13 protein-coding genes are annotated in these 14,823 nt (G+C 55.0%); 8 read left to right on the forward strand and 5 right to left on the reverse strand.

All coding sequences use genetic code 11. The features are described 5' to 3' along the window. Nucleotides 1-71: 71 nt before the first annotated feature. Nucleotides 72-1,181 carry a YcbX family protein gene (locus CU081_RS20000; RefSeq protein ID WP_003858174.1) on the forward strand — a complete coding sequence of 370 codons (1,110 nt, stop codon included), beginning with the start codon at nt 72-74 and terminating at the stop codon, nt 1,179-1,181. On the opposite strand, the gene zapC is transcribed toward CU081_RS20000, so the two are convergent. Together zapC and pyrD are read right to left on the reverse strand one after the other, a co-directional pair. Further along, nucleotides 1,178-1,720, reverse strand: coding sequence for a cell division protein ZapC (gene zapC, locus CU081_RS20005; protein WP_022650736.1), 543 nt, complete (start codon nt 1,718-1,720; stop codon nt 1,178-1,180). The genes CU081_RS20000 and zapC overlap by 4 nt on opposite strands. A 166-nt stretch (nt 1,721-1,886) precedes the next feature. Then, nucleotides 1,887-2,897, reverse strand: a complete 1,011-nt coding sequence (pyrD, locus tag CU081_RS20010) for a quinone-dependent dihydroorotate dehydrogenase (RefSeq protein WP_022650735.1) — start codon at nt 2,895-2,897, stop codon at nt 1,887-1,889. A gap of 249 nt (nt 2,898-3,146) precedes the next feature. On the opposite strand from pyrD, the gene ssuE reads away from it, so the two are divergent. Genes ssuE through ssuB form a run of 5 tightly spaced genes read left to right on the forward strand, consistent with a single transcriptional unit; the run spans nt 3,147 to nt 7,387 of the window. Then, entirely contained in the window at nt 3,147-3,722 is a 576-nt protein-coding gene (ssuE, locus tag CU081_RS20015) for an NADPH-dependent FMN reductase (RefSeq protein WP_003858180.1), read from the forward strand. Further along, the gene (locus CU081_RS20020) at nt 3,715-4,677 is read left to right on the forward strand and encodes a sulfonate ABC transporter substrate-binding protein (protein WP_022650734.1); all 963 of its coding nucleotides are present in this window, start codon (nt 3,715-3,717) and stop codon (nt 4,675-4,677) included. The genes ssuE and CU081_RS20020 overlap by 8 nt, the downstream gene beginning before the upstream one ends. Continuing rightward, nucleotides 4,674-5,819, forward strand: coding sequence for an FMNH2-dependent alkanesulfonate monooxygenase (gene ssuD, locus CU081_RS20025; RefSeq protein WP_022650733.1), 1,146 nt, complete (start codon nt 4,674-4,676; stop codon nt 5,817-5,819). Before CU081_RS20020 ends, ssuD begins: the two co-directional genes overlap by 4 nt. Before the next feature lie 9 nt (nt 5,820-5,828). Further along, entirely contained in the window at nt 5,829-6,620 is a 792-nt protein-coding gene (ssuC, locus tag CU081_RS20030) for an aliphatic sulfonate ABC transporter permease SsuC (protein WP_003858185.1), read from the forward strand. Further along, a complete protein-coding gene (gene ssuB, locus CU081_RS20035; RefSeq protein WP_022650732.1) occupies nt 6,617-7,387 on the forward strand; it encodes an aliphatic sulfonates ABC transporter ATP-binding protein in 771 nt (256 codons plus the stop codon). Before ssuC ends, ssuB begins: the two co-directional genes overlap by 4 nt. 100 nt (nt 7,388-7,487) lie before the next feature. Here ssuB and pepN read toward each other — a convergent pair whose 3' ends face one another. Next, nucleotides 7,488-10,100, reverse strand: a complete 2,613-nt coding sequence (gene pepN, locus CU081_RS20040; RefSeq protein WP_022650731.1) for an aminopeptidase N — start codon at nt 10,098-10,100, stop codon at nt 7,488-7,490. A gap of 254 nt (nt 10,101-10,354) precedes the next feature. Between pepN and pncB the strand changes: the two genes are divergently transcribed. Both pncB and asnS read left to right on the forward strand, forming a co-directional pair. After that, complete coding sequence (pncB, locus tag CU081_RS20045; protein WP_003858188.1) at nt 10,355-11,557, forward strand: nicotinate phosphoribosyltransferase; 1,203 nt, start codon at nt 10,355-10,357, stop codon at nt 11,555-11,557. Between the two features lie 168 nt (nt 11,558-11,725). Continuing rightward, nucleotides 11,726-13,126, forward strand: a complete 1,401-nt coding sequence (gene asnS / locus CU081_RS20050) for an asparagine--tRNA ligase (RefSeq protein ID WP_003858191.1) — start codon at nt 11,726-11,728, stop codon at nt 13,124-13,126. Nucleotides 13,127-13,580: 454 nt separating this feature from the next. On the opposite strand, the gene CU081_RS26775 is transcribed toward asnS, so the two are convergent. After that, on the reverse strand, nt 13,581-13,808 hold the full coding sequence (locus CU081_RS26775; RefSeq protein WP_315941693.1) for a hypothetical protein: 228 nt from the start codon (nt 13,806-13,808) through the stop codon (nt 13,581-13,583). Further along, nucleotides 13,790-14,770, reverse strand: a complete 981-nt coding sequence (locus tag CU081_RS20060; protein ID WP_000019450.1) for an IS5-like element ISKpn26 family transposase — start codon at nt 14,768-14,770, stop codon at nt 13,790-13,792. The genes CU081_RS26775 and CU081_RS20060 overlap by 19 nt, the downstream gene beginning before the upstream one ends. Between the last annotated feature and the right edge of the window lie 53 nt (nt 14,771-14,823).

Genomic DNA, 14,823 nt, shown 5'->3' on the forward strand with positions numbered 1-14,823 from the left:
TCGCGCATTATAGCTAATATGGCGTGTATGTCATAAAGTTGAAGGCTTATTTTCTTTAGCGGGAGTGTGTAGTGGCGACGTTATCCAGGCTTTTTATTCATCCGGTGAAATCGATGCGCGGTATCGGCGTGACTCACGCGCTGGCCGATATGAGCGGATTCGCCTTCGATCGTATTTTTATGGTCACCGAGCCTGACGGTACGTTTATCACCGCACGTCAGTTCCCGCAGATGGTTCGCTTTACGCCTTCCCCGCTTCATGACGGGCTGCATTTGACCGCGCCAGACGGTTCAAGCGTCGTGATCCGCTTTGCTGATTTTGCGCCGCTTGATGCGCCAACGGAAGTGTGGGGCAATCATTTTACCGCGCGTATCGCGCCGGATAACATTAACCAGTGGCTCAGCGGCTTTTTCTCCCGTGACGTTCAGCTGCGCTGGGTTGGGCCTGCGCTGACCCGTCGCGTGAAGCGCCACGATGCGGTTCCCCTCTCCTTCGCGGATGGTTTTCCCTTTCTGCTGACCAGCGAGGCCTCGCTGCGAGATTTACAAAAACGTTGCAAAGCCAGCGTGCAGATGGAGCAGTTTCGCCCGAATCTGGTGGTGACCGGAGCGGAGGCCTGGGATGAAGATACCTGGAAAGTCATCCGCATCGGCAGCGTTATTTTTGACGTGGTGAAACCGTGCAGCCGCTGTATTCTCACCACCATTAGCCCGGAGAAAGGCCAGAAGCATCCTTCCGGTGAACCGCTAAAAACCTTGCAGTCATTTCGCACCGCGCAGGATAAAGGTGATGTCGACTTCGGCCAGAACCTGATCCCCCGCTCCAGCGGCGTGATCCGCGTGGGCGACGAGATCGAGATCCTTACCCGAGGGCCTGCCAGGGTGTACGGCGCAGGTCAGGAAGAAGAGATGGTTGACGTGGTAACCAACGTCGCTTCCGCGGTGGATATTCACTGGGAAGGCAAAGTTATCCGTGGTAACAATCAGCAGGTGCTACTGGAACAACTGGAACAGGCGGGTATCCGCGTACCGTATTCCTGTCGCGCGGGGATTTGCGGATGCTGTCGCATTAAACTGGTCGATGGTGAAGTGAGTGCCTTGAAGAAATCTGCGATTGGCGGTGACGGCACGATCCTGTGCTGTAGCTGTGTCCCGAAAACATCCGTACAGCTGGAAGCTTAAACCGCCTGTTCGAGGCTGAAGGAATCAACGCGCAGCTGTGGCTTCAGCCTGTCGTTCATCACTTTGATGGCATCACCTAACTGCATAACTCGCCCGGCAATGGTCACGCCGGGTTGGGCCAGCAAACAGAGCGCAGCGTTTTCACCGGGTTCAACCACCAGCAAATTCACCTCCTCTTCGGTATCGCTCAGATTGACGCTCGCCGCATCGCCGATAGCCGGGGTCCAGCTCATGCCGTGCGCAAGGAAATGCCAGCTTTTCGGCATTTGCGGTTTCAGGAAACGGATTGCCACCAGCGCGTTTAATACCAGTTCGGCGCGCTGTTCTTTGGAGAGATCGAACTCGCGGCATTTTTCTTCAAAAGAAAAATAGAGCGCGGCATCGTCAACGCAAAAGCCTGAGGGAGCAAACGCGTCTGGCGTTAACATTCGGCGCGCAAAACGAGAGCGAAACAACATGCCATTGGCTAAGTCGAGCATCATACGGTCATGCTCTTCACAAAAATACCAGCGCCAGTTATCGTCAGGTTTAATTCGCATGTTTCTCTCCCGTCCCCTAAACGTCCTGTACTAAAAATGTCCTGTTTGCCGCTTCGCTTATAACACTAGTAATAAAAGACTATAATGTCTAAATAAGCAACAATGACGGAATATAAAACAACCAGGGCTGGAAATAAAGCCCTGGTTGTCTGATTAAGAGAAAAGATTAGATATGCGTGACGATTTCTTTAATCAGCGGCGGCCCTTTAAAAATAAAGCCGGAATAAATTTGCACCAGCGATGCGCCTGCCGCCATCTTCTCACGTGCAGCGATGACGGAGTCAATGCCACCCACGCCAATAATCGGCAGCTGGCCTTTTAATTCCGCGGAGAGTGCGCGAATAATTTCGGTGCTTTTTAATTGTACCGGACGGCCACTTAATCCACCCGCTTCGTCACAGTTTTTCATTCCCTGAACGAGAGAGCGATCGAGTGTCGTATTGGTCGCAATCACACCATCAATATTATGGCGAACTAAACTGTCGGCAACCTGGATCAATTCTTCTGCCGAAAGATCCGGGGCGATCTTAACCGCGACCGGAACATATTTATGGTGGATCGCCTGTAGCGCCGTTTGTTTATTTTTAATGGCGCTAAGAAGATCGTCGAGCGCTTCGCCATATTGTAATGAACGCAGCCCTGGGGTGTTAGGCGAGGAAATATTCACCGCAATATAACCGGCATAGGCATAGACTTTTTCCATACAAATCAGATAGTCATCTTTACCCTGCTCGACCGGCGTGTCTTTATTTTTGCCAATATTTATACCCAGCACGCCATCAAAATGGGCTTTCTTAACGTTCTCAACCAGATGATCGACGCCAAGGTTATTAAAGCCCATGCGGTTGATCAGCCCTTCGGCTTCAACCAGGCGAAACAGACGTGGCTTGTCATTTCCCGGCTGCGGACGCGGCGTTACCGTCCCGATTTCGATCGAGCCAAAGCCCATCGCACCGAGTGCATCAATGCATTCGCCATTTTTGTCCAGACCGGCCGCCAGGCCCAGTGGATTTTTGAAAGTCAGGCCCATGCACTGAACTGGTTTTTCCGGCACGTTTTGATGCACCAGCGCGGCCAGAGGCGTTCCTGTAATACGGCGTAACTGCTGAAATGTAAATTCATGAGCGCGCTCAGGATCGAGCTGGAAAAGGGCTTTACGAACGAAGGGGTAGTACATGAACTCTCCTGGATTCCCGGTGTGCAAACCGGGAGGGGATTATGTGCGATCCCGCCCGGAAAGGGAATTGACCTGTGGCAAAAAAAGCCACGTAAAACGCAATCGTTTACTTATCGGTTCGCTTCTTATGCATTTTTCTGCATTCATCCTGAGGATAAATCATTTAGTGGAATAACCACGCAATGTCACACTCCTGAAAATTGTTATGAATGTTAGATAAAAGCAAACAATTAGTTATAAGGAGCAACCATGCGCGTCATTACCCTGGCCGGAAGCCCCCGCTTCCCCTCTCGCTCCAGCGCACTGCTGGAATACGCTCGCGAAAAGCTTAATGCTCTGGATGTCGAAGTGTGTCACTGGAATTTGCACAATTTCGCGCCTGAAGATCTGCTCTACGCCCGTTTCGACAGCCCGGCGCTGAAAACCCTGATCGAACAACTTAAGAGTGCTGACGGGCTGGTCGTCGCGACACCGATTTATAAAGCTTCTTTTTCCGGCGCACTGAAAACGCTCCTCGATCTGCTGCCCGAACGTGCGCTGGACGGTAAGGTCGTCCTGCCGCTGGCCACAGGCGGTACGGTAGCCCATTTACTGGCGGTGGATTATGCCCTCAAGCCGGTTCTGAACGCGCTGAAAGCACAGGAGATCCTGCATGGCGTCTTCGCTGACGACTCACAGGTAATCGACTACCAGCATAAACCGCATTTCACGCCGAATCTGCAAACCCGCCTCGACAGCGCGCTTGAAACCTTCTGGCACGCCCTGAACCGTCGGGATCGCCACGCGGCGGCATTTCATCAATCACAAGGAGTGGCGCATGTTTAAAACAGTTACCCGTATCGGGCTGGCAGGTCTGCTGGCAGTGGCGTCGCTGGCTCAGGCGACGGTGAAAGCGCCGGAGAGCCTGCGTATCGGTTATCAGAAAGGCAGCGTCAGCATGGTGCTGGCGAAAAGCCATGCGTTGCTGGAGAAGCGTTTCCCGGAGACCAAATTCTCATGGGTCGAGTTCCCTGCCGGACCACAGATGCTGGAGGCGCTGAACGTCGGGAGTATTGATTTAGGCAGCACCGGCGATATCCCGCCGATCTTTGCGCAGGCTGCCGGGGCGGATCTGGTTTACGTTGGCGTTGAGCCCGCCAAGCCGAAGGCAGAGGTTATTTTGGTGCCCGAAAACAGCGAGATCAAAAGCGTCGCCGACCTCAAAGGCCATAAGGTTGCTTTCCAGAAAGGTTCAAGCTCGCACAACCTGCTGCTGCGCGCGTTGCAGGAGGCCGGCCTAAAATTCACCGATATCCAGCCCGTTTACCTGACGCCTGCCGATGCGCGCGCGGCGTTTCAGCAAAAAAATGTTGATGCCTGGGCTATCTGGGATCCGTACTACTCCGCCGCACTGTTGCAGGGCGGTGTGCGGGTGCTGAAAGACGGCACCACCCTGAAGCAGACCGGTTCGTTCTACCTGGCGGCACGTCCTTACGCTGAGAAAAATGGCGCATTTATTCACCAGGTGCTGGATACCTTCTCTCAGGCCGATGCGCTGACCCAAAGCCAGCGTCAGCAGAGCATCACGCTGCTGGCAAAAACCATGGGCCTGCCTGAACCGGTGATCGCCACCTATCTTGACCACCGTCCTCCCACCACCATAGCACCGGTTGACGCCCACGTTGCCGCTCTCCAGCAGCAAACGGCAGACCTCTTTTATCAAAACCGCCTGGTTCCAAAGCAGGTGAATATTCGCGAACGCATCTGGCAACCCGCTGGCATTGAAGGAAAAAAATCATGAGTCTGAATCTTTTCTGGTTTTTACCCACCCACGGTGATGGACACTATCTTGGCACAGAAGAAGGCGCCCGCCCGGTCGATCACGGCTACCTACAGCAGATCGCCCAGGCGGCAGACCGCATCGGTTTTACCGGGGTGCTGATCCCGACGGGCCGTTCATGTGAGGATGCGTGGCTGGTTGCCGCGTCAATGATCCCCGTCACCCAGCGCCTGAAATTCCTGGTAGCCTTGCGCCCGAGCGTGGTGTCGCCCACCGTCGCGGCGCGTCAGGCGGCAACGCTGGACAGGCTTTCCAACGGCCGTGCGCTGTTCAACCTTGTGACGGGCAGCGATCCGCAGGAGCTGGCGGGGGATGGCGTTTTCCTCGATCATACCGAACGCTATGAAGCCTCCGCTGAGTTCACCCGCGTCTGGCGACGTCTGCTGGAAGGGGAAACCGTCACCTTCGAAGGGAAACATATCCACGTTCGCGATGCGCAGCTCTACTTCCCGCCGGTACAGCAGCCGCGCCCTCCCCTCTATTTTGGCGGATCGTCGGACGTGGCGCAGGAGCTGGCGGCTGAGCAGGTCGATCTCTATCTGACCTGGGGCGAGCCACCGGAGCTGGTGAAAGAGAAAATTGCTCAGGTACGCGCTAAAGCCGCAGAACATGGCCGTACGGTACGCTTTGGTATTCGCCTGCACGTGATCGTCCGCGAAACCAACGACGAGGCCTGGCAAGCCGCCGACCGTCTGATCGCTCATCTGGACGACGATACTATCGCTAAAGCACAGGCGGCGTTTGCCAAAACCGACTCCGTGGGCCAGCACCGTATGGCCTCCCTGCACAACGGCAAGCGTGAAAATCTTGAGATCAGCCCGAACCTGTGGGCCGGGGTGGGTCTGGTGCGCGGCGGCGCCGGCACGGCGCTGGTCGGCGACGGTCCAACCGTAGCGGCACGCATTAATGAATACGCGGCGCTGGGGATCGACAGCTTTATCCTGTCTGGCTACCCGCATCTGGAGGAGGCGTACAAGGTGGGTGAACTGCTGTTCCCGCACCTGGATGTCGCTATCCCGGAAATTCCGCAGCCACGCCAGCTTCAGTTACAGGGCGAAGCCGTGGCGAACGCGTTTATCCCGAGAAAAGTCGTGCAAAGCTAAGGAGCCACCATGTCTGCAACCGCACAAAAATGGCTACTGCGCGCCGCGCCGTGGTTTCTGCCCGTCGGCATTGTCCTCGTCTGGCAACTGGCGTCTTCAACTGGCTGGCTGTCGAGCCGCATTTTGCCCTCTCCGGAGGGCGTTGTGGAAGCGTTCTGGTCGCTCAGCGCCAGCGGTGAGCTGTGGCAACATCTTGCCATCAGCTCCTGGCGCGCGGTAATCGGCTTTTCGATTGGCGGAAGCATCGGCCTGACGCTGGGGCTGATCAGCGGCCTGTCCCGCTGGGGTGAGCGGCTGCTGGATACCTCCGTTCAGATGCTGCGTAACGTGCCGCATCTGGCGCTTATCCCACTGGTTATTTTGTGGTTTGGCATTGATGAGAGCGCCAAAATTTTCCTCGTGGCGCTGGGAACGTTATTCCCGATTTATATCAATACCTGGCATGGGATCCGCAATATCGATCGCGGTCTGGTTGAGATGGCCCGCAGCTATGGCCTGTCAGGTTTTGCCCTGTTTACCCATGTGATCCTGCCGGGCGCCCTGCCCTCCATTATGGTTGGGGTGCGTTTTGCGCTCGGCCTGATGTGGCTAACCCTGATCGTGGCGGAAACCATTTCGGCTAACTCCGGCATTGGTTATCTGGCGATGAACGCCCGCGAGTTCCTGCAAACGGACGTGGTGGTGGTTGCCATTATCCTTTATGCCCTGCTCGGCAAACTTGCGGACGTCAGCGCCCAGTGGCTGGAACGTAGCTGGCTGCGCTGGAACCCGGCCTACACCGCTCAGGAGGCGAAAGCATGAATACTGCACGACTGAACCAGGGAACACCGTTACTGCTGAACGGCGTGACCAAACGCTACGGCGACAACACCATTCTGAATGCACTGGATCTGCATATTCCTGCCGGACAGTTTGTTGCCGTTGTCGGCCGCAGCGGTGGCGGCAAGAGTACCCTGCTGCGTCTTTTAGCCGGGCTGGAAGCGCCAAACAGCGGTGACATTCTGGCAGGCACTACGCCGCTGGCCACGATTCAGGATGATACGCGCATGATGTTTCAGGATGCGCGTCTGCTGCCGTGGAAAACGGTGATGGATAACGTCGGGCTGGGCCTGAAGGGCATCTGGCGGGAGGACGCCCGGCAGGCACTCGCTGCGGTAGGGCTGGAGAATCGCGCGGGAGAGTGGCCTGCGGCCCTGTCGGGTGGACAAAAGCAGCGCGTAGCGCTGGCACGCGCGCTGATTCATCGTCCCGGCCTGCTGCTGCTTGATGAACCGCTCGGCGCGCTTGATGCCCTGACGCGGATCGAAATGCAGGATCTGATTGAAACCCTATGGCAGACGCACGGCTTTACGGTGCTGCTGGTGACGCATGATGTCAGTGAAGCCGTGGCAATGGCAGACAGGGTGCTGTTAATAGAAGAAGGTAAAATTGGTCTGGATCTGACGGTAGATATTCCGCGTCCTCGCCGCGTGGGATCGGCCCGACTGGGGGAGCTGGAAGCCGAAGTGCTGGATCGGGTGATGAAGCGTGGGGAAGCGGAGATTCAGCGGATAAAGGCTAATGCCTGATGCCCTCACCCCGGCCCTCTCCCACAGGGAGAGGGAGAAAACCGATGCCCCGCGGCCCCACGTAGGCCCGGTAAGCGTAGCGCCACCGGGCTTTTTTACATCAGGCGAGCGCCTTAGCAATCTTCTCGTACAGATCGCCAGACAGATTTTCCAGCCCTTTCAGCTGCTCAAGCGCGGCGCGCATTTTCGCCTGACGCTGCGCATCGTAACGTTTCAGGCGGATCAGCGGCTCAATCAGACGAGACGCCACCTGCGGGTTACGGCTGTTCAGCTCGGTCAGCATTTCAACCATGAACTGATAACCGCTGCCGTCTTCGGCATGGAACGCGGCCGGGTTGCTGCTGGCGAAGGCACCAATCAGAGAGCGGACGCGGTTCGGGTTGCTCATGGTGAACGAACGGTGCTTCAGCAGGCTACGTACTTTGCTGAGTACATCGGCTGCCGGACTGGTGGCCTGAAGGATGAACCACTTGTCCATCACCAGTCCATCCTGATACCACTTGTCGTCGTACTCCTGCATCAGCGCATCGCGGCACGGCAGCTCGGCGGCAACGCTTGCAGCCAGCGCGGCCAGGGCATCCGTCATGTTATCGGCTTCGTGGTACTGCTTGCTGACCAGCGTGTTCGCCAGCTCTGCCTCACCAAACGCCAGATAGCGCAGGCAGGTATTGCGCAGGGAACGTTTACCGATATCCGCATGTTCCACCCGATACGCGTCCAGCTTGTTGGCGTTGTAAATGGCGAGGAACTCATCTGCCAGTTCGGTCGCCAGCGTGCGGGTCAGCGCTTCACGCACGGCGACGATGGCAATCGGATCAATGATGTCAAACAGCTCGGCGATTTCAGTCGCAGACGGCAGCGTTAAAATTTCAGCCGCCAGCGCCGGGTCAATGTTCTCATCCAGCAGGATGGCACGGAACGCGTCTGCCACATGAACCGGCAGCGTCAACGGCTGGCCCTGCTGGTAACGGTTGACGTTCAGCTTGATGTAGGTCGCCAGCAGGCTTTGTGCCGCATCCCAGCGCGAGAAATCGTTGCGCGCGTGACGCATCAGGAACGTCAGCTGCTGATCGCTCCACTTATATTCGAGTTTCACCGGCGCAGAGAATTCGCACAGCAGGGCAGGAACGGGCTGGAAATAGACGTTATCGAAAATAAAGGTCTGCTCTGCCTGGGTCACGTTCAGCACGTTATGCACCGGGTGACCGCCCTTCTGTAACGGGATCACGTTGCCTTCGTTGTCGTACAGCTCAACGCTGAACGGTATATGCAGCGGATGTTTCTCTTCCTGCTCGGCCGTTGGCGGCGTGCGCTGGCTGATGGTCAGCGTGTACTGCTCGGTTTCCGGGTTGTAGTCGTCTTTGACCGTCACGATCGGCGTACCGGCCTGGCTGTACCAGCGGCGGAAATGAGACAGATCCACGTTAGAGGCGTCCTCCATCGCCTGGACGAAATCGTCGCAGGTGGCCGCACTGCCGTCGTGACGCTCGAAGTAAAGCTGCATCCCTTTCTGGAAATTCTCTTCGCCCAGCAGGGTGTGGATCATGCGGATAATTTCAGCGCCTTTTTCATACACCGTCAGGGTGTAGAAGTTATTCATCTCAATGACTTTATCCGGGCGGATCGGGTGGGCCATTGGGCTGGCATCTTCTGCAAATTGCAGACCACGCATAGTGCGCACGTTGTTGATGCGGTTCACCGCCCGCGATCCCAGATCGGAGCTGAACTCCTGATCGCGGAAGACGGTTAAGCCCTCTTTCAGGCTCAGCTGGAACCAGTCGCGACAGGTGACGCGGTTCCCGGTCCAGTTGTGAAAATATTCGTGGCCGATAACGCGTTCGATATCGAGGTAATCTTTATCCGTGGCGGTATCGGTACGCGCCAGCACGTATTTGGAGTTAAAGATGTTAAGACCTTTATTCTCCATCGCGCCCATGTTGAAGAAATCGACAGCAACAATCATATAGATGTCGAGGTCATATTCGAGACCAAAGCGCGTTTCATCCCACTTCATGGAGTTGATGAGAGAGGTCATTGCCCACGGTGCGCGGTCAAGGTTGCCACGATCCACGAACAGCTCCAGCGCGACTTCACGGCCAGAGCGCGTTTTAAAGGTGTCGCGGAGAACATCGAAATCTCCCGCCACCAGCGCAAACAGATAGCAGGGTTTCGGGAACGGATCCTGCCACTGTACCCAGTGACGGCCATTCTCCATTTCCCCCTCGCCAATCCGGTTGCCGTTGGAGAGCAGGTACGGGTACAGCGTTTTGTCGGCAATAATTTTGGTGGTAAAGCGCGCCAGGACGTCCGGGCGATCAAGATACCAGGTAATGTGGCGGAAACCTTCGGCTTCACACTGGGTACACAGGGCTACGCCTGACTGGTAAAGCCCTTCCAGCGCGGTATTGGCGGCAGGGCTAATTTCATTCACGATGCGCAGGGTAAAGCGTTCCGGCAGGTTGTCGATGACCAGCTGGTTGCCTTCTTCTTTATAGTCTGACCAGGCTTCATCGTTAATATGCAGGGAAACCAGCGTCAGGTCTTCACCATCCAGACGCAGCGGCACGGCTGTCGCGCTCTGGCGCGTCACCTGGCTTACCGCCGTCACGACGGTTTTTGTGGCATCCAGGTCGAAAGTCAGATCGATATCGCTTATCAGGTATTCCGGCGCACGGTAGTCGTGGCGGTATTTAGCTTGTGGCTGTTGTGTCATAGAAAACCTTATGCATCGTTTGTCGAGTAACGATTCAATATATTCCTGTTGTGTAAAACGCGCTATGCAGAATGTTCATCTTTTCAGGCACAACGCCCTTTTTTGCTACATTTTTATAACACGGGGCACGAAATGCTCTCGACCATAAAGTGTGCTTATGTTGTGATCGGGGTTCAATAAATCACTAAACAGGGTATACTCCGGAGTTGTTTATTGTACTAAACGCTCCCGTGAGAGGATGCTACAGCGCACCTATGACTCAATTCGCTTCTCCGGTTCTGCATACGTTGCTGGATACCGACGCGTACAAGCTGCATATGCAGCAAGCCGTGTTTCACCACTATCATGATGTCCATGTTGCGGCGGAATTTCGCTGCCGGGGTGACGACTTGCTGGGTATCTACGCAGATTCCATTCGTGAACAGGTCGAGGCCATGCAGCATCTGGCGCTCACCGATGACGAATATCAGTGGCTTTCAGGCCTGCCTTTCTTTAAAGCGGACTATCTGAACTGGCTGCGTGAGTTCCGCTATAAGCCGGAACAGGTCACCGTCACCAATGATAACGGCAAGCTGGACATTCGTCTGACCGGCCCGTGGCGCGAGGTGATCATGTGGGAAGTGCCGCTTCTGGCCGTGATCAGCGAGCTGGCCCACCGCTATCGCTCCCCTGAAACCGGTGTGACGCAGGCGGTCGCCGCTCTGGAGAATAAACTCGTTGAGTTTTCCAGACTGACCGAAGGGCTGGATATGTCCCGCTTCCGTCTGATGGACTTTGGCACGCGCCGCCGCTTCTCTCGCGAGGTTCAGGAAGCCATTGTCAGACGTCTGCAACAGGAGCCGTGGTTCGTTGGCACCAGTAACTACGATCTGGCACGTCGCCTTGATTTAACGCCGATGGGCACCCAGGCGCACGAATGGTTCCAGGCGCACCAGCAGATCAGCCCTGACCTTGCCAACAGCCAGCGCGCCGCCCTCGCCGCGTGGCTAGAGGAATACCCGGATCGGCTGGGTATTGCCCTTACCGACTGCATTACCATGGACGCGTTCCTGCGCGACTTTGGCCCTGAGTTTGCCGAACGCTACCAGGGTTTGCGCCATGATTCCGGGGACCCGGTTGAATGGGGTGAGAAAGCCATCGCCCATTACGAAAAGCTGGGTATCGACCCAATGAGTAAGGTGCTGGTCTTTTCCGATAACCTTGACCTGGCGAAAGCCGTCGACCTTTATCGCCACTTCTCATCGCGGGTGAACCTGAGTTTCGGGATTGGTACGCGCTTAACCTGTGATATCCCCCAGGTGAAACCGCTGAACATCGTCATAAAGCTAGTGGAATGTAACGGTAAGCCGGTCGCGAAGCTCTCCGACAGCCCTGGCAAAACCATCTGCCATGACAAAGCGTTTGTCCGCGCATTACGTAAAGCCTTCGATCTGCCTCAGGTTAAAAAAGCCAGTTAACGGCTTCGGGGGAGCCTTCATGGCTCCCCTTCTCTTATTTATTTCTTATTTCTTCTCTCAAGACGGTGAAATTTACTTGTCTGATAGCGGATGGCAGGTAACATAGATATCCCCCCTATAAGGGCGGACAAGTGTTTATTTTTTCCGACTATTAACAGAGAGAATATTATGAGCGTTGTGCCTGTAGCCGACGTACTCCAGGGCCGTGTCGCCGTTGACCAGGAGGTCACCGTGCGCGGATGGGTGCGTACTCGCCGAGATTCTAAAGCTGGCATCTCCTTCCTCGCCGTCTATGACGGTTCCTGCTTTGATCCTGTACAGGCCGTCATTAATAATTCTCTGCCCAATTACAATGATGACGTTCTGCACCTGACAACCGGTTGTTCCGTGATCGTCACCGGTGTAGTGGTGGCCTCTCCGGGCCAGGGTCAGAGCTACGAAATTCAGGCGACCTCGGTGGAAGTGACCGGCTGGGTTGAAGATCCGGACACCTACCCGATGGCTGCAAAGCGTCACAGCATCGAATATCTGCGTGAAGTTGCGCACCTGCGTCCGCGCACCAACCTGATTGGTGCGGTTGCCCGCGTGCGTCATACGCTGGCGCAGGCGCTGCATCGCTTCTTTGACGAGCAGGGTTACTTCTGGGTTTCTACTCCGCTGATCACGGCATCCGATACCGAAGGCGCAGGTGAAATGTTCCGCGTTTCAACGCTGGATATGGAAAACCTGCCGCGTACGCCGGAAGGTAAAGTGGATTACGACAAAGACTTCTTTGGTAAAGAAGCCTTCCTGACGGTTTCTGGCCAGCTGAACGGCGAAACCTACGCCTGTGCGCTGTCTAAGATCTATACCTTCGGCCCAACCTTCCGTGCGGAAAACTCCAACACCAGCCGTCACCTGGCGGAATTCTGGATGCTGGAGCCGGAAGTGGCCTTTGCCGATCTGAATGACGTGGCAGGCCTGGCAGAAGCGATGCTGAAATACGTGTTCAAAGCGGTTCTCGAAGAGCGCGCAGACGACATGAAATTCTTCGCTGAGCGTGTCGATAACGACGCCATCGCCCGTCTTGAGCGCTTCGTCTCCGCAGACTTCGCGCAGGTGGATTACACCGACGCGGTCGCTATCCTGGAAAAATGCGGTGAGAAATTCGAAAACCCGGTTTACTGGGGCGTGGATCTCTCCTCCGAGCACGAACGTTATCTGGCAGAGAAGCACTTCAAAGCACCGGTTGTGGTGAAAAATTATCCGAAAGACATTAAGGCGTTCTATATGCGCCTTAACGAAGACGGTAAAACCGTTGCCGCGATGGACGTGCTGGCGCCGGGCATCGGTGAGATTATCGGTGGCTCCCAGCGTGAAGAGCGACTGGATGTGCTGGACGCGCGTATGCAGGAGATGGGTCTGAACCCGGCGGACTACAGCTGGTATCGCGATCTCCGTCGCTACGGCACCGTCCCGCACTCCGGCTTTGGCCTGGGCTTTGAACGTCTGATTGCTTACGTAACAGGTGTTCAGAACGTACGTGATGTGATTCCGTTCCCACGCACACCGCGTAACGCAAGTTTCTAACCGACCAAATCCTTAATGGCCAGCAAATGCTGGCCATTATTTTATCCTGCAATGTCAGTTTTCGTCAGTCAAAAGTAAGCGTCTTTAAACCACAACCCCGCGATTACCTCTACCTGTTACGTTTTGTTTCCACGAAATACCCTGAGATAAAAAATTAACTCCATTTTTATGGCGCTTAATACAATCCTTACGCAATAGCACAAAAAACAACCACCCTCACAGCCATCTGGATGGCTTTTGTCGATTATAAGAAAAAATGAGCCGTTTAACTTCTGTTTATACGAAAGGCCTTTAGCTAAATTAAACATAAGGAAATCATATATATAAGAATAAAGCGGAGGGTTAATTCACCAGAAAGCGCTGAAGTTTGAGGTGCTTCACAAAGTTCCCAAAAATACATATTTAGTTACATATATTTTCTTTTGGTAACTGAATTTTGAAGATTGTAGCACTTTCAGTGTAGCGAAACGGTTCTATGAATGGAAAGATGCCTGTCAGACACATAAAGACACCTAAGGAAGGTGCGAATAAGCAGGTCATTTCTTCCCAAGCTGACTCGCTGATTAAAATTTCGCGGATCTGGGCCGATTTTTTTCCCGCAAACACATCGAATCAGCCTATTTAGGCTATTTTTTCCACCATTTCTGGCGTTATTTCCGGTTTTTACTGAGATCTCTCCCACTGACGTATCATTTGGTCCACCCGAAACAGGTTGGCCAGGGTGAATAACATCGCCAGTTGGTTATCGTTTTTCAGCAGCCCCTTGTATCTGGCTTTCACGAAGCCGAACTGCCGCTTGATGATGCGAAACGGGTGCTCCACCCTGGCACGGATGCTGGCTTTCATGTATTCGATGTTGATGGCCGTTTTGTTCTTGCGCGGATGCTGCTTCAAGGTTTTTACCCTGCCGGGACGCTCGGCGATCAGCCAGTCCACATCCACCTCGGCCAGCTCCTCGCGCTGTGGCGCTCCTTGGTAGCCGGCATCGGCTGAGACAAATTGCTCCTCTCCATGAAGCAGATTACCCAGCTGATTGAGGTCATGCTCGTTGGCCGCGGTGGTGACCAGGCTGTGGGTCAGGCCACTCTTGGCATCGACACCAATGTGGGCCTTCATGCCAAAGTGCCACTGATTGCCTTTCTTGGTCTGATGCATCTCCGGATCGCGTTGCTGCTCTTTGTTCTTGGTAGAGCTGGGTGCCTCAATGATGGTGGCATCCACCAAAGTGCCTTGGGTCATCATGACGCCTGCTTCGGCCAGCCAGCGATTGATGGTCTTGAACAATTGACGGGCCAGTTGATGCTGCTCGAGCAGGTGGCGGAAATTCATGATGGTGGTGCGATCCGGCAGGGCGCTATCCAGGGATAATCGGGCAAACAGGCGCATGGAGGCGATTTCGTACAGGGCATCTTCCATGGCACCGTCGCTCAGGTTGTACCAATGCTGCATGCAGTGAATACGCAGCATGGTCTCCAGCGGATAGGGCCGTCGGCCATTGCCCGCCTTGGGATAAAACGGCTCGATGACAGCGGTCATATTCTGCCATGGCAGAATCTGCTCCATGCGGGAGAGGAAAATCTCTTTTCGGGTCTGACGGCGCTTAGTGCTGAATTCACTATCGGCGAAGGTGAGTTGATGGCTCATGATGTCCCTCTGGGATGCGCTCCGGATGAATATGATGATCTCATATCAGGAAC

It is taken from the genome of Enterobacter sp. CRENT-193 (genome assembly GCF_002787395.1).
Taxonomy (GTDB): Bacteria; Pseudomonadota; Gammaproteobacteria; order Enterobacterales; family Enterobacteriaceae; genus Enterobacter; species Enterobacter hormaechei_C.